Source organism: Mesorhizobium sp. J8 (assembly GCF_016591715.1).
Classification (GTDB): domain Bacteria; phylum Pseudomonadota; class Alphaproteobacteria; order Rhizobiales; family Rhizobiaceae; genus Mesorhizobium.
The window spans coordinates 399,732-424,623 of the sequence record NZ_AP024109.1; the positions used below are offsets into that span (position 1 = coordinate 399,732).

At 64.4% G+C, this 24,892-nt stretch carries 24 protein-coding genes; 10 read left to right on the forward strand and 14 right to left on the reverse strand.

What is annotated here, in order from left to right:
• The first annotated feature begins 78 nt into the window (after positions 1-78).
• A complete protein-coding gene (locus MJ8_RS01975) occupies positions 79-441 on the forward strand; it encodes a nuclear transport factor 2 family protein (RefSeq protein ID WP_201412840.1) in 363 nt (120 codons plus the stop codon).
• A gap of 86 nt (positions 442-527) precedes the next feature.
• On the opposite strand, the gene xylB is transcribed toward MJ8_RS01975, so the two are convergent.
• From xylB to MJ8_RS01990, 3 genes are all read right to left on the reverse strand, one after another.
• Entirely contained in the window at positions 528-1,982 is a 1,455-nt protein-coding gene (xylB, locus tag MJ8_RS01980; RefSeq protein WP_201412841.1) for a xylulokinase, read from the reverse strand.
• 82 nt (positions 1,983-2,064) lie between these two features.
• A complete protein-coding gene (locus MJ8_RS01985; RefSeq protein ID WP_412177140.1) occupies positions 2,065-3,384 on the reverse strand; it encodes a tetratricopeptide repeat protein in 1,320 nt (439 codons plus the stop codon).
• Between the two features lie 111 nt (positions 3,385-3,495).
• Positions 3,496-4,119 carry a LysE family translocator gene (locus MJ8_RS01990; protein ID WP_201412843.1) on the reverse strand — a complete coding sequence of 208 codons (624 nt, stop codon included), beginning with the start codon at positions 4,117-4,119 and terminating at the stop codon, positions 3,496-3,498.
• 333 nt (positions 4,120-4,452) lie between these two features.
• Here MJ8_RS01990 and MJ8_RS01995 point away from each other — a divergent pair, with 333 nt between their 5' ends.
• From MJ8_RS01995 to MJ8_RS02020, 6 genes are all read left to right on the forward strand, one after another.
• On the forward strand, positions 4,453-5,121 hold the full coding sequence (locus MJ8_RS01995) for a L,D-transpeptidase (RefSeq protein ID WP_225248346.1): 669 nt from the start codon (positions 4,453-4,455) through the stop codon (positions 5,119-5,121).
• Positions 5,122-5,198: 77 nt separating this feature from the next.
• Entirely contained in the window at positions 5,199-6,365 is a 1,167-nt protein-coding gene (locus MJ8_RS02000) for a diphosphate--fructose-6-phosphate 1-phosphotransferase (protein ID WP_201412845.1), read from the forward strand.
• A complete protein-coding gene (locus tag MJ8_RS02005) occupies positions 6,365-7,126 on the forward strand; it encodes an MBL fold metallo-hydrolase (RefSeq protein WP_225248106.1) in 762 nt (253 codons plus the stop codon). Before MJ8_RS02000 ends, MJ8_RS02005 begins: the two co-directional genes overlap by 1 nt.
• A 189-nt stretch (positions 7,127-7,315) precedes the next feature.
• Positions 7,316-8,857, forward strand: coding sequence for a DegQ family serine endoprotease (locus MJ8_RS02010; RefSeq protein ID WP_201412846.1), 1,542 nt, complete (start codon positions 7,316-7,318; stop codon positions 8,855-8,857).
• Positions 8,858-8,962: 105 nt separating this feature from the next.
• Positions 8,963-9,574 (forward strand): sulfite oxidase-like oxidoreductase, encoded by a 612-nt coding sequence (locus MJ8_RS02015; RefSeq protein WP_201412847.1) that lies wholly within the window; start codon positions 8,963-8,965, stop codon positions 9,572-9,574.
• 10 nt (positions 9,575-9,584) lie between these two features.
• Positions 9,585-10,331: a ferredoxin reductase gene (locus tag MJ8_RS02020; RefSeq protein ID WP_201412848.1), complete on the forward strand. Its 747-nt coding sequence runs from the start codon at positions 9,585-9,587 to the stop codon at positions 10,329-10,331.
• Positions 10,332-10,543: 212 nt separating this feature from the next.
• Here the strand turns inward: MJ8_RS02020 and MJ8_RS02025 are convergent, their stop codons facing one another.
• From MJ8_RS02025 to MJ8_RS02050, 6 genes are read right to left on the reverse strand one after another with little or no spacing between them, the layout of a single operon-like run.
• Positions 10,544-12,016, reverse strand: coding sequence for a nucleotidyltransferase family protein (locus MJ8_RS02025; protein WP_201412849.1), 1,473 nt, complete (start codon positions 12,014-12,016; stop codon positions 10,544-10,546).
• Positions 12,016-12,693, reverse strand: coding sequence for a glycosyltransferase family 2 protein (locus tag MJ8_RS02030; protein WP_201412850.1), 678 nt, complete (start codon positions 12,691-12,693; stop codon positions 12,016-12,018). Before MJ8_RS02030 ends, MJ8_RS02025 begins: the two co-directional genes overlap by 1 nt.
• Positions 12,693-13,445 (reverse strand): glycosyltransferase family 2 protein, encoded by a 753-nt coding sequence (locus MJ8_RS02035; protein ID WP_201412851.1) that lies wholly within the window; start codon positions 13,443-13,445, stop codon positions 12,693-12,695. Before MJ8_RS02035 ends, MJ8_RS02030 begins: the two co-directional genes overlap by 1 nt.
• A 46-nt stretch (positions 13,446-13,491) precedes the next feature.
• The gene (locus tag MJ8_RS02040) at positions 13,492-14,244 is read right to left on the reverse strand and encodes a glycosyltransferase family 2 protein (protein ID WP_201412852.1); all 753 of its coding nucleotides are present in this window, start codon (positions 14,242-14,244) and stop codon (positions 13,492-13,494) included.
• Complete coding sequence (locus tag MJ8_RS02045; protein WP_201412853.1) at positions 14,213-15,289, reverse strand: serine kinase; 1,077 nt, start codon at positions 15,287-15,289, stop codon at positions 14,213-14,215. The genes MJ8_RS02040 and MJ8_RS02045 overlap by 32 nt, the downstream gene beginning before the upstream one ends.
• 37 nt (positions 15,290-15,326) lie before the next feature.
• Positions 15,327-15,755 (reverse strand): PqqD family protein, encoded by a 429-nt coding sequence (locus MJ8_RS02050; protein ID WP_201412854.1) that lies wholly within the window; start codon positions 15,753-15,755, stop codon positions 15,327-15,329.
• Positions 15,756-16,374: 619 nt separating this feature from the next.
• On the opposite strand from MJ8_RS02050, the gene MJ8_RS02055 reads away from it, so the two are divergent.
• The gene (locus tag MJ8_RS02055) at positions 16,375-16,581 is read left to right on the forward strand and encodes a DUF680 domain-containing protein (RefSeq protein ID WP_140754706.1); all 207 of its coding nucleotides are present in this window, start codon (positions 16,375-16,377) and stop codon (positions 16,579-16,581) included.
• Between the two features lie 70 nt (positions 16,582-16,651).
• Positions 16,652-16,885 (forward strand): DUF680 domain-containing protein, encoded by a 234-nt coding sequence (locus MJ8_RS02060; protein WP_201412855.1) that lies wholly within the window; start codon positions 16,652-16,654, stop codon positions 16,883-16,885.
• Between the two features lie 72 nt (positions 16,886-16,957).
• Here the strand turns inward: MJ8_RS02060 and MJ8_RS02065 are convergent, their stop codons facing one another.
• The 5 genes from MJ8_RS02065 to MJ8_RS02085 form a co-directional block, all read right to left on the reverse strand.
• Positions 16,958-18,070, reverse strand: a complete 1,113-nt coding sequence (locus tag MJ8_RS02065; protein WP_201412856.1) for an ABC transporter ATP-binding protein — start codon at positions 18,068-18,070, stop codon at positions 16,958-16,960.
• Between the two features lie 35 nt (positions 18,071-18,105).
• The gene (locus tag MJ8_RS02070; RefSeq protein WP_201412857.1) at positions 18,106-19,770 is read right to left on the reverse strand and encodes an alpha-glucosidase; all 1,665 of its coding nucleotides are present in this window, start codon (positions 19,768-19,770) and stop codon (positions 18,106-18,108) included.
• 4 nt (positions 19,771-19,774) lie between these two features.
• Positions 19,775-20,929, reverse strand: a complete 1,155-nt coding sequence (locus tag MJ8_RS02075; RefSeq protein ID WP_201412858.1) for a carbohydrate ABC transporter permease — start codon at positions 20,927-20,929, stop codon at positions 19,775-19,777.
• Position 20,930: 1 nt separating this feature from the next.
• Positions 20,931-21,944: a carbohydrate ABC transporter permease gene (locus MJ8_RS02080; RefSeq protein WP_201412859.1), complete on the reverse strand. Its 1,014-nt coding sequence runs from the start codon at positions 21,942-21,944 to the stop codon at positions 20,931-20,933.
• 165 nt (positions 21,945-22,109) lie between these two features.
• Positions 22,110-23,465, reverse strand: coding sequence for an ABC transporter substrate-binding protein (locus tag MJ8_RS02085; RefSeq protein ID WP_201412860.1), 1,356 nt, complete (start codon positions 23,463-23,465; stop codon positions 22,110-22,112).
• A 361-nt stretch (positions 23,466-23,826) separates the two neighbouring features.
• Here MJ8_RS02085 and MJ8_RS02090 point away from each other — a divergent pair, with 361 nt between their 5' ends.
• Entirely contained in the window at positions 23,827-24,849 is a 1,023-nt protein-coding gene (locus tag MJ8_RS02090) for a substrate-binding domain-containing protein (RefSeq protein WP_201412861.1), read from the forward strand.
• Positions 24,850-24,892: the final 43 nt, after the last annotated feature.

A 24,892-nucleotide genomic window follows, 5' to 3' on the forward strand; every position in this document is an offset into this window, starting at 1 on the left:
ACCTCGGGCGTAATTGGTTTCGCTCTTTCACGGGGCCAAAAGGGTCATGTCGAAACGATCCAACGAAGGAGCATCACAATGACCGACCTCAACACGATCGCCCGCAACTACATCGCCGCCTGGAACGAGAGCGATGCGGCCCGCCGCAAGGCGCTGCTCGAAGCAGCCTTCACCAAGGATGTCAGCTATCGCGACCCGGTCATGCAGGGCGACGGCCACGCAGGCCTCGCGACTCTGATCGACGGCGTCCAGCAGCGCTTCGCCGGCTTCCGCTTCTCGCTGAAGGGCGAGCCGGACGGTTTCGCCGACAAGATCCGCTTCTCGTGGAATCTGGGGCCGGAAGGCACGGAGTCCGTCATCGAGGGCACGGATATCGGCGTCATCGAGGACGGCCGCCTGAAGAGCGTCACCGGCTTCCTCGACAAGGTGCCGGCGCAGTGAGATTAGCTGGCGAGGTGGGGTGCGAGGCAGGACAGAGGGGGGTGCCTCGCGCCCGCTTGTACGACTACGAGATGCCTCGCGCCCACTCACGCGGTTACAGCCCTGATCGCCGGATACAGCGCCCGATAGCGCTGATAGGCATCAGCAAAAGCCCCGCCAAGCCGGGCTTCCGGCTCGATCGTCGCATCCGTCGCCGGCGCCGTGCACACCGCGAGCGGATCGGCCCCGGTCGCGGCGATCAACCCAAGTCTTGCCGCGCCAAACGCCGCGCCGAAATCGCCGTCGGCGGGAATATCGACCGGCAGCTGCAGCGCGGTGGCGATCGCCTTCAGCCAGTAGCGCGAGCGCGAGCCGCCGCCGATCGCGGTCACCCGGCTCAGCGTCGTGCCGGCGGTCTTCAGCGCTTCGAGACTGTCGCGGAAGGCGAAGGCGACGCCTTCCAGCACCGCCTGCGTCAGCACCGCGCGGCTCGATTGGTGCGCAAGCCCGGTGAAGGAGCCGCGAATGGCGGAATCATTATGTGGCGTCCGCTCCCCCGACAGATAGGGCAGGAAAGAAACGCCCGTCGGCGCCTTCAGCGTGTCGCCGAGCTCGCCGGTCAGGTCGCCGGCGCTTTTTCCGGTGATTTCGGACAGCCAGTTGAGCGAATCGGTGGCCGACAGGATCACGCCCATCTGGTGCCAGGTGTCGGGCAGCGCGTGGCAGAAGGTGTGCACCGCGCTTTCCGGATTGGGCAGATAGGAGGCGTTCGCTGCGAACAGCACGCCCGACGTGCCGAGCGACACGAAGGCATGCCCGGCGCCGACCGTGCCCATGCCGCAAGCCGAGGCCGCGTTGTCGCCGGCGCCGCCGGCAACAGGAATACCCGCCGCGACGCCCCACTTGGAAGCAAGTTCGCCGCGCAGCCCACCGGCCTTGGCAGTGCCCTCGACCAGCGACGGCATGTGGTTCTCGTCGAGCGACGTCGCCGCCAGCAATTCGGGCGCCCAGCGGCGCTTGCCGACATCCAGCCACGATGTGCCGGCCGAATCCGACATTTCCGAAATATGCTCGCCGGTCAGCCAGAGCCGCAGATAGTCCTTGGGCAGCAGCACCTTGGCGACAGCGGCAAAGATCCGGGCTTCGTGTTCCTTCACCCAGGCAAGCTTCGGCGCGGTGAAGCCCGGGAAGACGATATTGCCGGTGAGCTTGCGGAAGCGCGGATCGGCATCGAGCGCGGCCGCTTCGACATGGCTGCGGGTGTCGTTCCACAGGATGCAGGGGCGCAGCACCTTGTCCGATTGATCGAGCAGCGTGGCGCCGTGCATCTGGCCGGAAAGGCCGATGCCCTTGACCGCGGCAAGCTCCTTCGGGTGCGAGGCCTTGAGTTCGGCAATCGCTGCCTCGCAGGCCTCGATCCAATGCGCGGGATCCTGCTCCGACCAACCGGGGTGCGGCCGCGAGACGTCGAGCGTGCCATGGCCGGAACCAATGACCTTCTGGTCGTCGTCGATCAGCAGCGCCTTGACGCCCGAAGTGCCCAGGTCGAGGCCGAGATACATGATTTCCTCCCATTGCCATTAATTTTTTCGGGTCTCGAAAAAATCTGGCTCGGCCAGTTTTTAAGACAAGATCCGCTTCGGGTCAATTGTCCGGCAAATCGGATGCGCGTCGCGAGAACAGCGCCGACAGCGGGCTGTCGGGCCGGGCGAGCTGCCGCTCGGCGGTCAGCGCCCGCGCGAGTGGCTTGTCGCCGGCGCGCAACGCGGCCTCGATCAGCGTCAGGTCGATCACGTCGCGCTGCGCGTGGCTGCCGCCGAAACGGTGCGCGATCGAGCGGATCGGGCGGATCAGCCGCACGGCCTCGTCGTAATTGCCGGCGCCGAAGGCCTTGATCGCGAGCGTCAGCGGATGGCCGACATCGCGCGTGAAGGCGGCATTGTCGTCGCTGCCGCGCATCGCCTCGCGCTGGGCCTCGATCAGCACCTTCGCCGGCGCCTCCAGCCCGGCGCCGACAAAAGCCATCATCGCATGCGCGTCGTTGAAGGCATAGTTGCGGGCCGCGGCTTTCGGGATCCAGTTGGCGGCGAGCGTCGCCCAGCGGTCGCCGACATCGACGCCGCCGAGAGTGAGGCGCCACAGGATCGCCGAGGCATCGACCATGTTGAGCGCCAATGTCGAGCGGTCGCCATAGATCGGCCCGTCATAGAGCCTGAGCACCTCGTTAATCTCGCCGAGATCATAGTGGAACAGCGCCAGATGCCACCAATTGTGGATCTTGAGGAAGCTGTCCTTCGACCACGCGTCGGGATTGGCCCGCATCCAGGCGATGCCGTCTTTTTGCCGGCTTTGCATTTCCATGACATGGGCCACCGCGTGTTGCGCCCAGCCGTCGCGCGGTTCGATCTCGATGGCTTGCCGGCCCATGGTTTCGGCGCGCGCATAGTCGCCCATTTCCTCCAGCCCGAAGGCCTGCATGCCGAGAATGGCGTGATAGCCCGGCATGCCTTTCTGCCAGGCCGGCAGCGCCCGGCCGATGCGGTCGCGCAGCATGCGCGCGTTGCCGGTGAAGAAATCGATCTGGTGCCCGACCTGGAGCGCCAGCGCATCGCGCGGATTGTCGATTGCGATATCCTCCAGGATTCGCGCTGCGTCATGCCAGCGCCCGTCGGCAAGATGCCCGAGCGCGGCGACATGCGCCTGTTCGCGCGTCGTGGCGGCAAGCGGCAGCGCCGCCTGATGACTTGAGCGAGCGACCGCCATCGCGTCCCGCTCAGTGGCCAGGCCGAACAGATAGCCCTTCAAGACATGCGCCATGACAAAGGCTGGGTCATCGGCAATGGCACGGTCGACTGCAGCGACCGGATCGCCGATGAAGCATTGCAGTTCATGCACGGCGCGGGCGTAGGACGAAAACGCGGCTTCAGTCGCACCGGAATAGGTGAGGCCGGAGGCGTCCTTCATCATCACGTCCTCGCTATCGACGGTTTTTCGGTCGGGATCCGATCCTAGAGCATCCCGCGCCGGCCCGCCAACTGCGGAGGCGTGATCTTGCGCTTGCCTCGTTTAGCCAGGCTAGCTGCTGGACCGCACCGCCACCGTGGCTATGCCGGCGCCGACCAGCAGCGTGCCGCCGGTGCGGTTGAAGATGCGGATCGCCTTCGGGTTGCGCACGATCGCGCGGGCCCTGGATGCGATCAGCGCGTAGCCGAAGGCGTTGAGGAAAGCCAAGGTCAGGAAGGTCGTCTCGAAGATCAGCATCTGCGTCCAGAAGTCGGCGTGACGGTCGAGGAACTGCGGCAGGAACGCCACGAAGAAGGTGATGCTCTTCGGGTTGAGCGCCGTTACCAGCCAGGCATGCGCCATCATCCTTGCCGCCGAGACCGCGTCGGTGCGCGGTTCCGCCTTCAGCGCGCCACCGGCGCGGAACAGCTTTATGCCGAGATAGATGAGGTAGCCGGCGCCGATCACCTTGAGAACGGTGAACACCGCGGCTGAAGCCGCGAGCAGCGCGCCGATGCCGAGCATCGACAGCGTCATGGCGGTGAAGTCGCCCAGCGCAACGCCCGCCGCCATCGGCAGCGCGGTGCGCCAGCCCTGGCCCAGCGCGTAGGAGACGACCAACAGGATCGTCGGGCCCGGAATGACGAGAAGGATCGAAGAGGCGGCGGCGAAGGCAGCCCAGTTTTCGAAGGACATTTCCCTGCTCCTTGAGCGCAAAAAAAAGGATAAATCCTGGGGTCGTCGGGAATGTAAAGAGGCCGTTGGAAAAATCTTCACCGACCGGGTCGGCGGGCTCATCGGTCTCCGCAACGGTCCGTTAGGGTTAAGCCCGCATCCGTCTCCTTCACCCTTTTTCAACCATGACTGGTGAAAATGCCTGCGATCCGGCCGGACCGTGCTTCCCGCCGGCAGCCTAGGATTTGGTGTATGCGCGAGTTGCCGCAAAGTCTGACGCCGCCTTCCAATGGCGCCGCAATCGATGCCGAAATTCTCCTTTCCCGCCGCGCCGTGCTTTCGGGCGCCGGCGCCATGGCGCTGCTTGGCCTTGCCGGCTGCAGCACAACCGACACGCTCGACCTGCCGCAAATGCAGCTCGACAACACCGTCACCGGTTCCGTGCCGCCGATGCGCCCGGCGATCAGCGTCGACAAGAACGTCACCGGTCCGGACGTCATGTACGCCTCGTTGACCGATGGCGGCTTCAATGTGCCGGCGGTGCCATGGCAGAAGGTCAAGCCGCAGTTTCGCCGCCAGATCGTCGTCGACAAGACCGGCGAGGCGCCCGGCACCATCGTCGTGCATCTCGAGGAGCGCATGCTCTATCTCGTCCAGCCGGGCGGTGACGCCATCCGCTACGGCGTCGGCATCGGCAAGGACGGTTTCCGCTGGTCGGGCCGCGCCAACATCCAGTACGGCCGCGAATGGCCCGTCTGGACGCCGCCGCCGGAGATGATCCAGCGCAAGCCGGAACTCGTGAAGTGGCAGGGCGGCCAGCCCGGCGGCCTCACCAACCCGCTGGGTGCCCGGGCGCTCTACATCTACCAGAACGGCAAGGACACCGGCTATCGCATCCACGGTTCGCCCGAATGGTGGAGCATCGGCCAGGCCATGTCCTCGGGCTGCGTGCGCCTGATCAACCAGGACATCATCGACCTCTACAGCCGCGTTTCCAAGAAGAACCCGGTCGTCGTGGTCTGACCGGGCCCACTCTTCCGTTGCGCGATGCCGCAAGACAGGCGAAGGTGCCGTGAAAACCTTCGCCTCGGGAGAGAAGCATGGCTGGAACCTTCGTCATCGCGCAGGGTGGCGGCCCCACCGCCGTCATCAACCAGACGGTCGTCGGCGCCACGCTGGAAATCCGCAAGCGCCATCCAGGCGCCAAGGTGCTGGGCTCTATCCACGGCGTGCGCGGCATCCGCGACGGCAATTATGTCGATCTCTCCGCCATCCCCGAGGACCGGCTGCGGCTGATCGCCGGCACGCCGAGCGCCGCCCTCGGCTCGACCCGCGACAAGCCCGACGCCGCCTATTGCGAGGTCATCCTCAACGGCCTGAAGAAGGCCGGCGCCGACGCCTTCATTTATATCGGCGGCAACGACACCTCGGGCACGCAGCAGATCCTGACCGATGCCGCCGGCGGCTCGATCGCCTTCGTGCATGCGCCCAAGACCATCGACAACGACCTCGAGGAGAACGACCACACGCCGGGCTTCATCTCGGCGGCCGAATTCGTCGCCGGCGCCTTCCTCTCGGTCGATCTCGATTTCCGGGCGCTGCCCGGCATCTATGTCGGCATCGTCATGGGCCGTCATGCCGGCTTCCTGACCGCCGCCGCGGCCGCCTGGCAACTCGATCCCGACAGCGGCCCGCATTTGATTTACGTGCCGGAGCGCGCCTTCTCGGCCAAGCGCTTCATCGACGAGGTGCGCGAAAAGCTCGACCGCCACAAGCGCTGCATCGTCGCCGTCTCGGAAGGCGTCAGCACCGCTGACGGCAAGGCGCTGGTCGAAAGCCTCGTGCCGCCGGACAAGCTCGAGCGCGACCAGCACGGCAACGTTAAATTGTCGGGCAGCGACCTGCCGGCGGCGCTCGAACGGGCTCTGGCCGAAGGCCTGCCGGGCAAGCGCGCGCGGGTCGACGCGCTTGGCTACATGCCGCGCGGCTATGTCGGCGCGATCAGCGCCGTCGACGCCAAGGAAGCCTTCGATGCCGGCGCCTTCGCGGTTGCTGTGGCCAGCGAAGGCGGCGGCTCGGTCGCGCTGCAATATGATGGGTCGAAGACGGTGCTGAAGAAAGTGCCGCTGAAGGCAGTGGCCGGCAAGACGCGGCACATGCCGGACGATTTCTTGAAGCCGGACGCCAACCAGCTTTCGGAAGCCGGCATGGCCTATCTGAAGCGGCTGGTGCCGGAAAAGTACAAGGTCGGGAAGCCGTTCGTCTGATGGCCGGCGGACCGATGCCCGGGCTTGCGGTCGGCGACTGGTTTGGCAAGGCGAAAGTCGATGCCGCCACGACGATGCTGACCGAACCCTTCGTGCATGATTTCGTGCGCGCCAATATGTGGCATCTGAAGGGCCGTGATGCGGATCTGCTGGTCGATACCGGCATGGGCATCCGCCCGTTGGCGCCTGAGATCGACACCCCGGCCGGCAAGCCGCTGATCGTCGTTGCGACCCACATCCATCTCGACCATGTCGGCTCGCTGCATGAGTTCCCGCTGCGCATGGGGCCGGAAATGAGCGCACCGCAATTCGCGGACATGGATGATGCCGTCACCTACGCCTACATGTTCCACAACCTCGACGGCGCCGTCTCCAAGCTGCCGTCGCCGGACTGGAAGGCGGCCGATTACCGGATTCCATCCGCGCCGCTGACCCGCGCGCTCGATGAGGGCGATGTCGTGGATCTCGGCGACCGGAAATTCCGCGTGCTGCATCTGCCTGGACACTCGCCGGACTCGATCGGCCTGTTCGATGAGGCCGACGGCCTCTTCTTCGCCGGCGACGCCATTTATGACGGCATGCTGATCGACGACCTCCCGGACTCGGACCGCACGGCTTACTGCCATACCATGCAGCGCCTGCTCGACCTGCCGATCCGCATCGGCCATGGCGGCCACGGCCCAAGTTTTACCGGCCAGCGCATGCATGAGATCGCCTCCGCGTATCTGCGCCGGAGAGAGCGGTTCGTGAGCGCTCTCTGAATTAAATCTTCGTAAGGTCATCCAAAGGCCCTGATTCAGGCAATTCCGCACCCTAAATCTTGATTGTCGATCCGGCCGGCTGCCATGCAAGGCGAGGCAGGCAATCCCGGTCGCCGACACGCCAACGGATGCGTGCTTCGAGGGCCATCCGGGGCGCCGGATCAACCTCTCGCCCGGACAGAAACGACCATGTCACCCATGAACATTCTTCGCAGACATCGCGTCGCGGCCCTGTTGGGCGCTGCGCTGATCATTTCTCCCGTTATCGGTTCCTTTGCCCAGAACAATACCGGCCTCAGCACCGTGGCCGCGACGACGCAGACGCCCGTCGCCGGCATCACGGCCCCGAACGGCTCTTTCGCCCCGGTCATCGCTGTCACCAAGCCGGCCGTCGTCACCATCACCTCGATCATGAAGGCGCAGCCCCAGGACGAGGGCTCACCCTTTGGCGGCAATGCGCCTTTCGACCAGTTCTTCCAGCAGTTCTTCGGTGACCAGGGCATGCCGATGCCGCGCACGCCGCCGCAGCAGCAACAGGGGCCGCGCGCCGAGGCGCTCGGCTCCGGCTTCATCGTCGGCGCGGACGGCACCATCGTCACCAACAATCACGTCATCGACGGCGCCAGCTCGATCAAGGTGACGCTCGACGATGGCACCGAGCTTCCCGCCAAGCTCGTCGGACACGACGCCAAGAACGATCTCGCGGTGCTCAAGGTCAAGGCTGACAAGCAGCTGCCGACCGTCAAATGGGGCGATTCCAACAAGCTGATGACCGGCGACCAGGTGCTGGCGATCGGCAATCCGTTCGGCATCGGCACCACCGTCACTGCCGGCATCGTCTCGGCGCGCGGCCGCGACCTGCACAGCGGGCCGTTCGACGATTTCATCCAGATCGATGCGCCGATCAACCACGGCAATTCCGGCGGCCCGCTGGTCGACGTCAACGGCAATGTCGTCGGCATCAACACCGCCATCTATTCGCCCAATGGCGGCAGCGTCGGCGTCGGCTTCGCCATCCCGTCGGACCAGGCACAGAAGGTTGTGGCCAAGCTGATGAAGGGCGGCGACATCGAATATGGCTATCTTGGCGTGCAGATCCAGCCGGTCACGCCGGATGTCGCCAGCGCCATCGGCCTCGACCATCCGGGCGGCGCGCTGGTTTCCCAGGTCACCGACGGATCGCCGGCGGCCAAGGCCGGCATCGAGACCGGCGACGTCATCACCGGCTTCGGCGGCCAGGAGATCAAGGATCCGAAGGACCTGTCGCGCGCTGTAGCCGACGTGTCGCCGGGCGCCAAGGAAACCGTCAATATCTGGCGCAAGGGCAAGGCGATGCAAATCTCCGCCGATGTCGGCCGCAACGCCGAAGATCAGAAGACGGCGTCGAACGGCAATGAAGGCCGCAGCCCGTCGTCCGACCAGGGTTTGCGCGTTCCCTCGCTCGGCCTCGGCCTGACTGATCTCACGCCCGACATCCGCGACCAGCTCAACCTTTCCGAGAACCAGCGCGGCGCGGTGGTCGAGCGGGTCAATCCCGACAAGGCGGCTTCGGCGGCCGGCATCCAGCCCGGCGATGTCATCGTCGGCGTCGACCAGACGCCGGTGAAGACAGCCAGGCAGGCCAACCAGGCGATCGCCGAGGCCGGCAAGTCCGGCAAGAAGTCGGTGCTCCTGCTGATCGATCGCGGCGACGCGCAGATCTTCGTCGCGGTCCCGTTCGCCGCCGGCTGAGAATAGGCCGGGACCTGCCGGCATGCCGGCAGGTCCCCATGAAATTTCTGTTGCCCACCGGGACGTCTTCGAGAACACTGCGGTCTGTTGCACAGGAGCGTCTCGATGGTGACCCGCGGCTTCTTCTCCGGACGGCGTCCTCCTTCCGACACCGACGCGCGTATCCCGCCCGGCCAATACCTGGAGCAGGGTTTCCCGGTTCTCTCGGCGGGGCCGACGCCGCGCGTGCGCACCGAGGACTGGTCCTTCACCCTCAAGCAGGGGCCAAATCCGCTCAAGAAATGGAACTGGGCTGAATTCAACGCCCTGCCGCAAAGCAAGATGACGCGCGACATCCATTGCGTGACCGCCTGGACCAAGTTCAACACCCCCTGGCAAGGCGTGATGATCGACGACATCCTCGCCGATGCCGGCATCGAGCCGCCGACCGCCTACACGCTGGCGCTGTCCTTTGACGGCTATTCCACCAACGTTCCGACGAAGGACCTCGTCGCCGGCAAGGCGATGGTGGCGCTGCTTTATGAGGGCAAGCCGATCACGCCGGATCATGGCGGGCCGGCGCGCCTATTGGTGCCGCATCTCTACTTCTGGAAATCGGCCAAATGGGTGAACGGGCTGCAGTTCACAGAGCGCGACGAACCGGGCTTCTGGGAACTGCGCGGCTATCACATGTATGGCGACCCCTGGCGCGAGCAGCGCTATTCCAGTGACCCGTGAGCAGCGATCGATGAGCGCTGAGCCGTCGCCGCAATCGCCTTGGCAGGCGGCCACGATCACCCGCATCGAAAAGCGCACGCCGCGCGTCACCAGCTTCTGGTTCCGGCCGTCGCGGCCTTTCGCCCATCTGGCAGGACAGCATGTCGACGTCAGGCTGACGGCGCCGGACGGCTATCAGGCGCGCCGCTCCTATTCCATCGCTTCGGCGCCGGAAGCAGGCGGCGGCGTCGAGCTGGCGATCGAGCGGCTCGACGACGGCGAGGTCTCGCCCTTCTTCCACGACGTGGCGGCGGTTGGCGACGAGATCGAGCTGCGCGGTCCGCTGGGCGGCCATTTCATCTGGGAGGAGAGCGACGGCGGGCCGATCCTACTGGTCGGTGGCGGCTCGGGCGTCGTGCCGCTGATGGCGATGGTGCGCCATCGCACGCTGCGCAACAAAGCGGTGCCCGTCGCGCTGGTGTTCTCGGCGCGGCTGTGGGACGAGGTGATCTTTCGCGACGAACTGATCGGTCTCGACGATCGTCGCGACGGGTTCGATCTGGTGCTGACGCTGACCCGCGAGCCGGCAAGGCGGCCGTCCGACTATTCCCGCCGCGTCGACGCCCGCATGATGGCGCAGGCCATCGAGCGCCTGCCGAAGGCACCGAGGCTCGCCTATGTCTGCGGCTCGAACGCCTTCGTTTCCGCCGCCGCCGATGCCCTGATCGGCGCCGGCGTTCCGGCGGGGATTATCCGCACCGAGCGCTATGGGGTTTGATACGGCCCGTTAGAGCATGATCCTGAAAAGTGGGAACCGGTTTTCGGAGAAAGATCATGCTCCAACAAAGAGTTAGATCGTGAGGGCGATTCAACGAAACACCATCACGATCTAGAGCAATTCCAAGAAAAGTGTGAGCGGTTTTCCGCCCGGAATTGCGTAAAAACAAGGAGATAGAGCATTTCACCGTTTCCGTGAAACGGTGAAATGCTCTACCCAGTCGGAGAGAATTTTGCCGAAACGAGCTGGAAAGGCAGCGCCCCATAGGTGGCGACGGCCTGTGCGTTATCCCAGACGCGAAACTGTCGTGACGGCCGCGCCTCCAGCACCAGGGTCCTTCCCGTCTGGTCGAGCTTCACCTTGCCGCGAAAGCGCAGCATCCGCTCGCCGCCCGAGCGGCTGATCGTCATCGAGCGCAGCCGCGCCACGTGCCGGTCGCCCGCATTGATCTCCATCTCGATGCGTCGCCTCACCGGCGGAACGACGATGCGCACGACGAGGTCGAGCATCATCTCGCCGCTATCGCCTTGTGGTTCGCTCAAGGGCTGCGACAGCACGAAGGTGGCGGGCCCACCGGCCGCCTTAGCCGCCATGGACTTGCCGCGCCACACGATGTCCGGCTCTGTCTGCTTCAGCCGGCCCTTCTTGCGCTGCAGGCGCAACTGCTTGGCAAAGCCGCGCGACAGCCAGGTCAGCGCACCGAAATCGGTGCGCGGTTTGGCCTGCAGGACGGACGACAGCCGCGCCGGGCCGCGCCGGTCGGCCATCTTCACCACCTGCGTCAGGACGGTTTCCGGCACCGCGATGCCGATCTCCAGCGCGAGGTAGGAAAGCGCGACCGCCGCGGCGACGGCGAGGCCTCGCCTGGCGACGATATCGAGGAATATGGTCCAGTCGACATCGCCGCCTTCGATGGCGACGGTGCAGTCGACCAGCCAGTCGCTATGCGTGTGTGCGTCGAGGCCGCCATGCGCGATCGCGAGCGCGATGCGGTCGGCCGGCGAGGGCACGACCACGCCGACACCGCTGAACTGGGCGGCGATCGCTCGTTGCCAGATCGCCAGGTCGTCCTCGGCATTCTGCTGCGAGCCGTCATAGGCAAGCTGATGCAGGTCGATGTCGCCATAAGTGCCCTTGAAGAAATTCATCGAGCGCAGCGACGCCAACCTTGTGCGCAGATATTGCGGGGAAACGCCGGTGGCGATCTGCCATCCTCGGTCGCGCAGCACATCGAAGGCCGGCTGCATATCGCCCGGCCGCACCAGTATGTCGATGTCATGCGCCACCCGCCCGCGCTGCGCGGCGGCGTCGAGAGCGATGCGGCTGGCGCCTTTGATCAGCATCACCGTGCAGCCGGCATCGACCATCGCCTTCAAGGCCGGCTCGGCCTCGCGCATGGCCATGCGCGACTTGGTCCACAGCATCTTCTGCAGGCCGACGAGGCGCGGATAGGCGGCGTGGCCGGCAAGCTTGCGTCCGAACCTGTCGGAAATCGCCGCAAGCAGCCGGTGTTCGCGGAAGGAGACGTGATCGATGTCGTTCTGGTCCAGCCAGCCCATGGCGCACAAGCGCGCAGCTTCGTCGTTAGGCAGGAGCGCTGCCTTGAGCAATTGGTCGAGCGACCCGGTCGGCCAGGACCAGCCATAGTCGGGAAAACGCCTGCCGATGCGACGGACCTTGGCCATTAGCTGGAGCCGGCCTTCTTTTGCGCCCGCCGCAGCATGGCCAGCCGCGCCACTTCCAGGTAGCCGCGGTCGCGCGTCGCGTCGCGCCCGTAGGACAGGCTGCCCGGCCTGATGCGCCGCAGCGCCAGAGTGTCAGGCATCATGTCGAGGACAAAGCCGGCTTCGCGGGCCCGGGCGATCCAGTCGATCATCTCGCCGCGGCCGCCCGGCGGGTCGACCATCGGGCCGATACTCTCCGCGGCCTCGCGGCGTATCAGCATTGTCGAGCGCGACCAGCCGGGCGTTGCGGTCGGAGCCATCGCATCGGGCTCGCCGTCGCGGAAACTGCGTATATGGGTGAAGACCCCGGATGTCCCGGGAAGCCGGTCCAGATGGGCAAGCTGCGCTGCGATCTTTCCGGGCAGCCAGAGGTCGTCGGCGTCGAGCGTAGCGATGTAGGGCGTCGGCAGTGCGGCGATGCCGCGCGTGGTCGCGCTGCCCGGACCGGCATTGTCCTGACGCAGAAGCCTGAGCGGCAGGTCGATGCCGTGAACCGCGGCGGCGAGATCGTCGGTCGAACCGTCATCGACCACCACGACCAGCTCGGGCCGCATCGTCTGCGCGGCGACCGACCGCAGCGTCTCCGCGATCGTTGCGCTGGCGTTGTAAGCAGGGATGACGACGCCGTATCCGTTCATCACATGAACCGCCAGTCCGCGAGTTTCTTCAGTTCGAATATGCCCTCGATCGGCCTGAGCGACGGATTGGCCCTGCGGCGCTTCATCGATTTGTAGATCGCGCGCATGAATTCGCGCGACTGCACGTCTTCCTGCCTTGTCATGTTGCCGGCGTGCCGCCGGTAGTAAAGCGCCAACGTGTCCGGGAGCACGTAGCGGGGGCCAAGTTCGAAACCGCGCAGCAGGAAGTCCGTATCCTCCGCCTGGACGAAGTCCTCGTCGAAACCGCCGAGCCGGTCGACCAGACGGCGCGAGAAGATCGCGGCCGACAGATGGATGCCGCGAACGGTGATGCTGTTGCTGTCCGGGGTTGGTTCCAGCGTTTCATCGTCGATCCTGTCGACCAGCATCATCCTGGAATAGGTGAGATCGAGCGAGGGATCGCGCCTGAAAAAGTCGAGATCCGCCGCGAAGCGCCCGGCTGGCGAGATGTCGTCGGAATCGAGAAAGGATACCAGTTCGGTCTCCGGCTCGAGCCGTCTGAGCCCGCTGTTGCGTGCCCGGGTCACGCCCATGTTCTCCTGCTGGAACAGCCGGATGCACGGTGCTTCGGCCATCATCGCGCGCACGGCTTGAGCCGAACCGTCGGTTGAGCCGTCATCGATCACGATGATGTCGAGATCGGCCGCGGCGCGCTGCCTCAGCAGCGAACGAAGCGCTGCGCGGACATAGGTCTCGCGATTGTGGACCGGCATGATCACGGAGAGCTTCATCCGTGGCTCCCCGACCATTTTGTTTCGTCCCGCCCCCCGGCGCCCATCACATGACCTGCCAGTCCGGTGGGCTCTTGTATTCGAAAAAGCCCGGAGCCTCGCGCAGCGAAGGGTTCGCCCTGCGCCGTCGCATCGATTTGTGGATCGCCCGCAGATAGTCGCGCAACCTGCCGTCATTCCGCCGGGTGACGTTCCCCGCATGGCGCCGGTAGTAGATGGCGACGCTGTCCAGGAGTTCGTAACGGGGACCCGTTTCGAAGACGCGCAGCAGATAGTCCGTGTCCTCGGACAATTCGAACTCCTCGTCGAACCAGCCGATGCGGTCGACGAGCGCCCGGCGGAACAGGGCGGTGCTCAGGGAGAGCCCGCGAAGCGTCATCATACGGCTGTCCGCGGCCGGCTCCAACGTCTCGTCGTCGATACGGTCGACCAGGCACATCAGCGAGTAAGTCAGATCGAGTTCGGGATGCGTTTCGAAGTGGGCGAGATCGGCCTTGAACCGGTTGGCAAGCGAAATGTCGTCGGAATCGAGGAAGGACACGAAGCCGGCATCCGCTGGCAATTGCCGCAGCCCGGCATTACGGGCAGCCGCAACGCCCATATGAGCGTGCTGGAACAGGCGGATGCAAGGGTTCTCGTCAGCCATGGAGCGAACCACCTCGGCCGATCCATCCGTCGAGCCGTCGTCGATGACGATGATGTCGAGGTCGGCGGCATCGCGCTGCCGCAGCAGCGAGCGCAGGGCCGGGACGACGAAGCGCTCGCGGTTATGGACCGGCATGATCACGCTCAGCTTCATCGGGCGCCCGCGCAAGGAAATCCGCAATCGTACCGGCGATCTCCTCCGGATGCGTCCCGAGGAAAAGCCGGTAGCACGGCAGCAGGCGTGTGACATCGCTGAAGAAGCGAAAGCCGCTTTCCCGCTCGCCAGGCATCTGCGCGATGCCGGACGACGCCAGCGCGATCATTGCGTCCTTGCGCGATATCGGCACGATCGAACTTGTCTCGCCGCCGCCGATATGTGGTACCATCAACATAAGGATGTCCAGGGTTGCAGGTATCGGCCGTGGCGCGATCTCGGTAATGTGAAAGACATGCTTGCCTTGCCAGTTCAGCGGCCGGTCGGTGCCCAGCCGCCTTTCCAGCCCGAGCCGGGCAAAACCCTTCGGATCCTGCTTCAGGACCGAAAACAGCGGTCGCGCGGTCACGCCGTTACCGAGGTCGATGAGCACATAATCGTCGCCGACGCTGTCCAGCCCGTTGAGCAATCCCGCAACGACGGTTCCGGATTTTCCCGCACCGCCGGCGCCGGCCAGCAGCACGCCCTTGCCCTCGACGCCCAGAGTGCCGGCATGGGCAAGGCGCATGCCGCGGGCGGCGTATTCCCAGTGCAGGAAGGCCCGCAGCGGCGCTCCCTGCTCCCAGGGTGGATACGCGTCGGCCGAGCGCATCAGTTGGACGCCGACGCGCCGCCCGGGGTCGTAGACCTGCCAGAAGTCCAGATCGTGGAAATGATGGCCGCGCAGTCCCGCCTCGGCGAGTTTCTGGGCAAAGCCGTGTTCGGTGAAACGCGCATCGCCCCAACTTGCCGGCGCCGGCATGTCGCCGATACCTGGATGGCCGATGAAGATATGGCATTGACGGGGGTCCGGCGGATCGCCGCTGGTTTCGATGAAGGCCTCGCCCATGGCATCCGCCAGCGCGCCGGCATCGAGATGCGCGGTCAAGTCCAGCCCGGGCAGGCGCACGGTCCGCCGAACCGGGAACCGCCCGGCCGCGCTCTCGGCGGCGGCAAGCAGGAAGCGCGCATAGTCCGGCAAAGTATCGAGGGTGACGCGTGGCATGGTCTGTTCCAGCCCGGCTCGACCCGGGGCCGCCCGCTCAGGGCACCTGCTTGACGGCCGGCCAGCCGAGCGGCTCCTCGACCTCGTGGATCGGGTCGACGGTGATGAGGTCGGCAAGATCGTCATGGACGCTGACATCGAGCGGCTCGCTCGCCGCAGCCAGCGCCGCGGGCAAATCGTCGGGAGGGGGCAGTGGCGTTGCGCTGGAAGGGGCCAACAGCCCAAGCTCGACCAGCCGCGCAATGAACGCCTCGAGCGCATCGGCGCCGACCATCGCGGCGCCTGCGGCCGACAGGATCAGAGCCTCGGTACCGACGCCCGAAGACAGTGCCTGCCACACCTTGCTGCCGGAATCGGAGAAGCCGAAATATCTGCCAGTCGAAAGGTCGAGCACGACGGCTTCGCCGTCGAAGGATTCGAACACGATGTCCTTGCTCGCAACGGCATAGACCTCGGAAAGAGGCATGTTCCTGACCCCGCTCTGCAAGCTGGCTGCTGCCGGTCGCATCCTTGCCTGGCCCCTGAACAACGCCTGTAAACACTCGATCCTTGCTTGGCAAGCCTGAGCGCGTAGGCACCATCGCGACCATTTTGTGATTCAACCGGCGGTTCAAGCTTCGATTTCCAGCCTCGACAAGGAGGCGGCTGCGGCTCCCTCCGGCACGGACGCCCCTTTGGCCTTCAGCCTTCAGCCTGAACATGGTTCTGGAGCGCGCCGAAACGCCCTTCGGACGGGGGGTAGGATGGTTAACAGTATCGAAAAGTGACTATTAGGAGATTCTAAAATCGAACTGAACGGTTCGTTTCTGTTGACGGTGCGTGCAGGACGGTGTGAACGTTGGCGCCCCGATACATTTGGTGAGCCAACGGCGAGATCCTCATAAGCTATTGATTAAATTACATAAAAACAAGGTCGTAGGCATGCTTATGAAAACTTCAAGATGCGGATTCATGGTCCAGACGGAAAAACTTCGTGATTGGAATCCGGCAGTCGGCTCACCCAAATCAGCGTTGTCCGAACGACGCGATTTCATTCCCAAGACACGCCGCTAGACGGACGGAATAAAGATACTGGAGTAGCAAAAATGAAAAAGATTGTTCTCACTGCCGCAGCCCTTCTGGCAATTTCCGGCAGCGCTTTCGCTGGTAGCGACCATTACAACCCGAACGAGGCCAATCAGGCGTCGGCCCAGGTCGACTCGTCCTACACGGCTTCGGTCCACAAGTCCGCGCCGGCCACTCAGCAGCCCGCCACGACGGGCGCCGACCACAACCTTTTCGGCAATAACTAACAGCCGACCTCGACCCGGCGGCGGGCTTGCCCGCCGCATGGGTCGGACCATGGAATTCAGGAGCATTGAAATGAAGAAGATCGTTCTTGCCACGGCCGCCCTGCTGGCCGTTTCCGGCGCTGCTTTTGCCGCGGAAAGCGGCCATACCGGTGAGGTCCGCGCCAACCAGCCGGCTTCAGCCGTGGACACCACGCGCACGTCCTCGATCAACACCGACTCGACGGTCTACAAGCTGTTGAACTCGTCGAACGACGTTCACAAGCAGGCCCCCCAGGGCAGCGACCGTAACCTCTTCGGCCGCTAACAGCCTGCACAACCACAAACGGCGGGCCTTGGCCCGCCGTTTTCTTTTCCGCATCGGCTTCAGGTCGGCACTTCAGGCTGCCTTGGCTTCCTCGCGATGCAGCGTGAAGGAATGGCCGTCGGCGTCGAAGATGTGCAGATCGCCGGAGCTGGCATTGAGCCGCAGCGTCTCGCCGCGCTTGACCTCGACATTGCCCGGCAGCTTGGCCACCAGCGGCAGGTCAGTGCGGCCGATATCGACATAGACGAGCTGAACCTCGCCGAGCTGCTCGATATAGTCGACCTTGCCTTCGAACAGGTAGTCCGTGCCAGTGGCGATCGTAAGATCCTCCGGCCGCACGCCGAAGCTCACCGCCGTGCCGTTCGCCGAGGCGGGCGTTGCGATCGGCACCGTTGCCTTGCGATCGCCGACATGGCTGACCACGGTCGGATTGCCAGCCTTTTCGATCTTTGCCGGCAATATGTTCATCGCCGGCGAGCCGATGAACTGGGCGACGAACAGATTGCCTGGACGCTTGTAGAGTTCCATCGGCGTACCCACCTGCTCGACGCGGCCCTCCTTCAGCACCACGATGCGGTCCGCCAACGTCATCGCCTCGACCTGGTCGTGCGTGACGTAGATCATGGTCGTGTTCGGCATCTGCTCCTTCAGCTTGGCGATCTCGATGCGGGTGGCGACGCGCAGTGCCGCGTCGAGGTTCGACAGCGGCTCGTCAAACAGGAACACCTTCGGATTGCGCACGATGGCGCGGCCGATGGCGACGCGCTGGCGCTGGCCGCCCGACATCGCCTTGGGCAGGCGGTCGAGATATTTGGTCAGCTGCAGGATCTCCGCCGCCTGGCGCACACGCTTGTCGATCTCGGCCTTGCTTTCCTTGCCGATCTTCATCGAGAAGGCCATGTTGTCGTAGACGGTCATGTGCGGATAAAGCGCATAGGACTGGAACACCATGGCGATGCCCCGCTTCGACGGCGGCACGTCGTTCACCACCTGGCCGTCGATCTTCAACTCGCCCGAGGTGATCTCCTCGAGGCCGGCGATCGACCTCAGCAGGGTCGACTTGCCGCAGCCCGACGGTCCGACAAAGACGATGAACTCGCCCGATTTGATGTCAAGGTCGATGCCGTGGAGAATGTTGAGGTTGCCGTAGGATTTCTTCACCTGGTTGAGCGTGACATCGGCCATGTTTTTCTTCTCCCGTTGATCTCTGTTTTAGAAGTTCAGTCGATGCGTCCGAACCAGGCGCCGTAGCCGCCGATGCGGACCGGCCCGCTGCCAGTCTGTCCCGAAAAGCTATGCCCGGGCAAGGGTTGCAGCGCACCTTTGCCAAGATCGATCTCGGCGGGCTTGCTGCCGAGGTTGAAGGCGCAGACGATCCGCTCATTGCCTTCGCGGCGGGTGAAGGCGACGGTGTCGCCATCGCTTTCGATAAAGTCGATGTCGCCCTTGGCCAGCGCCGGATGCTGGCGCCGGAAGGCGAGGAAGCGGCGATAGTGCTCAAGCAGCGAGCTTGCGTCGCCCTGTTGCACGCTGACGGCCTGGGACAGGTGCCGGCCCGGCACCGGCAGCCAGGGCTTTGCGGTCGAGAAGCCGCCATTCTTGGCCGCGGCCTCCCACACCATCGGCGTGCGGCAGCCGTCGCGGCCCTTGAATTCCGGCCAGAAGCGAATGCCGTAGGGGTCCTGCAGGTCCTCGAACTTCAGCTCCGCTTCGCCAAGGCCGAGCTCTTCGCCCTGATAGATGCAGACAGAGCCGCGCAGCGACATCAGAAGCGCCGAGATCACCTTCAGATAGGCGATCGGATCCGCTTCGTTGGCGGCCCAGCGCGAGGCCACCCGCATCACGTCGTGGTTGGAGAAGGCCCAGCAGGACCAGCCATCGCTGGCGACCCGGCCGAAGGCTTCCAGCACCGCGCGCACTTTCGCCGCGCTGATCTTCTCCGGCGCCAGGAAGTCGAAGGAATAGCACATATGCACGCGCTTGCCGTCGGCGGTGTAGGCGGCGACCACTTCGAGGCCGCGCTGCGAGTCGCCCACCTCGCCGACGGCGGCCTGCGCCGGATATTCGTCGAGGAGCGCGCGGAAACGCTCGAGAAAGCCGAGATTCTCCGGACGGCTCTTGTCGTAGATATGGTCCTGGTAGTTGTAGGGATTGACCGCCGGCGCCGTCTGGTCGTTGCGCTGTTCCGGCGGCAGCGGCGGATTGTCCTCCAGCCCTTGGCTGTGGAAGTAGAAATTTATGGTGTCGAGCCGGAAACCGTCGACCCCACGCTCGAGCCAGAAGCGGGTGATGTCGAGCAGCGCGTCCTGGACTTCTCTGTTGTGGAAGTTGAGGTCGGGCTGCTCGGCCAGGAAATTATGCATGTAATATTGCTGACGGCTGGTGTCCCACTGCCAGGCCGAGCCGCCGAAGATCGACAGCCAGTTGTTGGGCGGCGTGCCGTCGGGCTTGGCGTCGGCCCACACATACCAGTCGGCTTTCGGATTGTTGCGGCTGGAGCGGCTTTCCTTGAACCAGGGGTGGATGTCGGCGGTGTGCGACAGCACCTCGTCGATCATGACCTTGAGGCCGAGCCGATGGGCTTCCGCCACGAGCGCGTCGAAGTCGGCGAGCGTGCCGAACATCGGGTCGACGTCACAATAATCTGAAACGTCGTAGCCGAAATCCTTCATCGGCGATTTGAAGAAGGGCGAGATCCAGATGGCGTCGACGCCGAGCGAGGCGATGTAGGGCAGCCGCTGAACAATGCCCTTCAGGTCGCCGATGCCGTCGCCGTTGGAGTCCTGATAGGAACGCGGATAGATCTGGTAGATCACCGCGCCCCGCCACCAGTCGCGGTCGATGGCGGGGTCTGGTCTCGAAGTCGCCTTCAAAGCCGATTGCATGTCTTCAACCTCCTTTCACCGAGCCGGCAAGCAGCCCGCGGACGAAATAGCGCTGCAGCGAGAAGAACACGATCAGCGGCACGATGATGGTGATGAAGGCCGATGTCGTGAGGATCTCCCAATTGCCGCCGCGCGAGCCGAGCAGCGCATTGAGCTTGGCCGTCAGCACGATCTGGTCGGGTGCCGTGCCGAGGAAAACCATCGCCACCAGCAGATCGTTCCATACCCACAGGAACTGGAAGATGGCGAAGGAGGCAAGCACCGGGAAGGACAGAGGCAGCACGATCTTGACGAAGATCTCGAAGTCGCTGGCGCCGTCGATGCGCGCCGATTCCATGATCTCGCGCGGCAGTCCGGCGATGTAGCTCCTGAGCAGGTAGATGGCGAAGGGCAGGCCGAAACCGGTATGTGCCAGCCAGATGCCCAGATAGGTCTTGGACGGCACGCCGAAGAAGGTGCCGACGCCGTTATAGAGCCTGAGCAGCGGGATCAGCGACATCTGCAGCGGCACCACCAGAAGGCCGATGATGACGGCGATCAGCAGCGCCCGGCCTGGAAAGCGCATCCAGGCCAGCGCGTAGGCCGCGAAGGCGGCGATCAGGATCGGGATCACGGTCGCCGGAATGGTCACCGTCAGCGAGTTCATGAAGGAGCGGCCTATGCCTTCCGAGAACAGCACGGTTCTGTAGTTCTCGGTGGTGAATTTCGGCGGCGCCGAGGAGGCATAGTAGACGCGCTGGCCGCGGTCGCCCTCGAAGGCCTTCGGTGACGACAGCACAAAGCCGCCATCGGCATTCATCTGCAGGGTGACGCCCTCATTGAGGTCGGCGACCGATCCCGCCTTGTACTGCGTCGGCGCAGAAGATTTCACGCCGAAGGCGCTGATCTCGCGCTTGGGGCCATCGCCGAAGATGTTGCCCTCGATGACGTATTTGCCGTCCTTCTGGGTTTGCGCCGACGCGCCCGGCAGCCGTCCCGCCTCGCTCTGGCTGGAATTGGCGAAGGAGTTCCACCAGCCCGACGCGACGATCTGGTCCTTGTCGCGCAGCGACGAAACGAGGATGCCGAGGGTGGGGATGGTCCAGATCGCCACGAAGACGAGCACGGCGATGTGGACGCCGAAACGGCCGACAAAGGACTTTCCGGTCTTGGTCGCCATCTCAGTGCCCCCCCGTCTCTTTGTTGGCCTGGCGGATGTTCCAGACCATGATCGGAATGACCGCGATCATGATGATGATGGCGATGGTGGCGCCGCGGCCGAAATCGCCGCCGCCGCGGAACATCCAGTCGAACATCAGATTGGCGAGCACCTGGCTGTTCCACTGGCCGTTGGTCATGGTCAGCACGATGTCGAACACTTTCAGCACCAGGATGGTGATGGTCGTCCAGACAACCGCGATGGTGCCCCAGATCTGCGGAACCATGATCTTCCAGAAGATCTGAAACGGGTTGGCGCCGTCGATCACCGCCGCCTCCAGCGTCTCTTCCGGGATGCCGCGCAGCGCCGACGACAGTATCACCATGGCGAAGCCGGTCTGGATCCAGATCAGGATCACCATCAGGAAGAAATTGTTCCAGAACGGCAGCGATATCCACACCTGCGGCTGGCCGCCGAAATACTGGATGATGGCGTTGAGCAGGCCGATCTGCACCTGGCCCTCGCCGCGATACTCGTAGATGAATTTCCAGATCACGCTGGCGCCGACGAAGGAGATCGCCAGCGGCAGGAAGATCAGGCTCTTGGCGATGGTGCCCCACCAGATCTTGTCGGTCAGCACGGCGATGACCAGACCGAGGAAGGTGCAGGCGGCCGGCACCACCGCAAGCCACAATATGTTGTTGAGGATCGAGTTGCGCAGATCGTGATCGCCGGCCGCCCATTCATAGTTGGCGAGCCCGACGAAGCTGGTGCCGCTGCGGTCGAAGAAGGAGAGCCACAGGGTCGCGATCACCGGATAGATCAGGTAGACGGCAAGAATGATCAGCGCCGGGCCGACGAACAGCCACGGCCGCACATATCCCTGCCGGCGCAGATTGTTGATGGCGGCGGCGCCGGATACCCCGCGTGAGGGGAAGATGAGGTCGAGCAGTCTGTTGGCGCCCCAGAAATAGGCGACACAGCCGCCGACGCCGATGATGATGACGAATATGGCCGAGAAAATCTGAGCCGCCATGGGTCCCTCTCCCTGCGCATGATCGCTCAGCCGGGGCTGGCGATCGGATGCACCGACTTTCGGTTATTCGGAACAATCGAAACGCGAAGGCTTCCGGCGTGGCCGCCGGTTGGACCCGGGCCGTGGCCCGGATCCAGGTGGAGGATGAGGAGGATTTCGGGATGCTTACTTGATGCCGTCCCAGCTTTTCTGGATGTCGGCGGCGACGTCCTGCGCGGACTTGCCGCCGACCAGGTCGACCATGCCGGTCCAGAACGAACCCGCGCCGATCTTGCCGGGCATCAGGTCGGATCCGTCGAATCGCACCGTCGTGGCGCCGACCAGGATCTCGCCCTGCTTCTTCAGCGCCTCGCTGCCATAGGCATCCTTGTTGGCCGCCTTGAACGGAGTGACGAAGCTTTTCTGGGCCATCCACAATTCATGCGCGAGCGGCATTTCGAGGAACTTGATGAACTCGCGCGAGGCCTTGGAATCCTTGGTGATCATCACCAGCGTTCCGGCCACCTCAAGCGGCGTGCCGAGCTCCGGCTTGGAAGCGTAAGGCGGATAGGGGAAGAAGTCGGCGTCCTGGCCGAGCTTCACGTTCTCGGGGAAGAAGGACGGGATGAACGATGCCTGATGGTGCATGAAGCACTTGGGCGGCACGGTGAAGAGGCCTTTCGGGCTGTCGCGGAAGTCGGTCGCCGCGACCGCCTTGGCGCCGCCGTCCACCATCTTGTCGTCGGTGGCGATCTTGCCGAAGATGTCGATGGCGTTGACCACGGCCGGATCGGTGAACGGGATCTCGTTCTTCACCCACTTGTCGTAGACCTCCGGCGGCTGGGTGCGGAGCATGATGTCCTCGACCCAGTCGGTCGCCGGCCAGCCGGTCGCGCCGCCTGACCCGAGCCCGATGCACCAGGGCTTGCCGCCATCGGCGATGATCTTCTTCTCGAGGTCGGCAAGCTCTTCCTGGGTCTTCGGCACCTTGTAGCCGGCCTCGTCGAAATTGTCGGGCGAGTACCAGACCAGCCCCTTCACGTCGATCTTGTAGGGGAAGGCGTAGAAGCCGGGCTTGCCGTCCTTGCCGTTATAGGTGCCGAGCTTGGCCCAGGAATCGCCGGCGGCGTAGTTCTCCTTGATCCAGGCGGCGACGTCGTCGCCCAGCGGGGTGAGCACGCCCTTGGAGGCAAGATCCTGGATGAGGCCGGGCTGCGGCAGGACGGCGATGTTGGGCGGGCTGCCGGCCTGGGTGTCGATGACGATCTGCTGCTCGTAGTTCTCGGACGAGGAATATTTCACGTCCGCGCCGGTCGCTTCCTGGAAATAGTCGAGGACCGAACGCACAAGCGTTTCGTCCTCGCCGCGCCACGGCCCGAAGATGGTCAGCGTTTCGCCCTTGAGGTCGACCTTCTTCAGGTCGTCGTAGTTCGACCAATGAAATTTAGGATCCTCGCCCGGCTTGAACTTCAGTTCGGCTTGCGCCGGCAGGCTGAGGGTGAGTGCCGCGAATGCCGCACCCAAGAGAAGCATTTTCTTCATCGCAAATCCTCCCAGTGGTCACAAACAGGACGAAACCTCCATTTCGTCCGCCGACGCCCGCGGAACTGTGACTCAGCGAAAGGGCAACCGCAACCTTTCGAAGAGACTTCCAAAGCGCTTTGGCCGCTTTTGATCTCGCCATTGAATCGTTTGGAAGTCAAGAGGGTGAGTTCGTTAATCGATTTAAATGTCGCGTGAGCGGATAGATAAGTTGCACTGCAGCATGCTTTTTTGGCGCTGCAGCAGCAATTTTGCTTCAAACGGCGTTGATGGGCATTTAAAGTCCGGTCGTGTTTGGCGGCCTTGCCAACAATCATCGGATCGATTCAAATTGAAAGCGCTTTGAGGCTGGAGGCCTCCGATGAACCTCAAGCAACTCTCGCACATGCTGTCGCTCTCGCAGACCACGGTGAGCCGGGCGCTGAACGGCTATCCTGAGGTCAATGAGGAAACCCGGCGCCGGGTGATGGATGCCGCCAAGCGCCACGGCTACCGGCCCAACCCCAGCGCGCGCCGCCTTGCCACCGGCAAGTCGGGCATGATCGGCTATGTGCTGCCGACGGGGACCGCCGTCGATATCGATCCGCACTTTGTCGAATTTCTCTCCGGCCTCGGCGACTATGCCCGTGCGCATGAGCTCGACCTCGTGCTTTCGCCCGCCGACGCCGACGACGAGGAGACGACCTACCGGCGCATCGTCGCCAACCGCCAGGTCGACGCCGTCTACATCTCCTCGCCGCGTCCGGCCGACAAGCGGCTGGCGCTGGTCAACACGCTGGGCATTCCCTTCATCGTCCACGGCCGCAGCGAGGGCTTCGACTTCGACTACCCCTATCTCGACATCGACAATGAGGGCGCCTTCCACGAGGCGGCCCGCCTGCTGGTCCAGCTCGGCCATAAGCGCTTGGCGCTGATCAACGGCAACGAGCGCGAAACCTTCGCCATCCACCGCGAGCGCGGCGTCCGCCGCGCGCTGGCCACGAGCGGGCTGACGCTCGGCGAGCGCCACATCCGCTCGGTCGCCATGACCGAGGAAAACGGCTACCGCGCCGCTCGCCGCCTGCTCGAGGAGGCCGAGCCGCCGACGGCGATCGTCTGCTCCAGTCTCATCATGGCGCTGGGCGTCGTGCGCGCCGTGCGCGATCTCGGCCTGACCATCCCGGGCGACCTCTCGCTGGTCGCCCATGACGACGTCTTTCCCTGGCTGCGGCCGGAGAATTTCCCGGTTCCGCTGTCGACGACGCGCTCCTCGATCCGCCTCGCCGGCGCGCGTGTCGCCGAGCGGCTCGCGGCGCGGATTTCGGGGCTCGAAGAGGGCGCGCGCGGAGAGGTCTGGCCGGTGGATCTAGTGGTGCGAGGGTCCGTGGCCGGGGCGCCGCTCTAGGCCGGATCCAACAGCTTCGCCAACCGCTTCAAGCCCGCCTTTG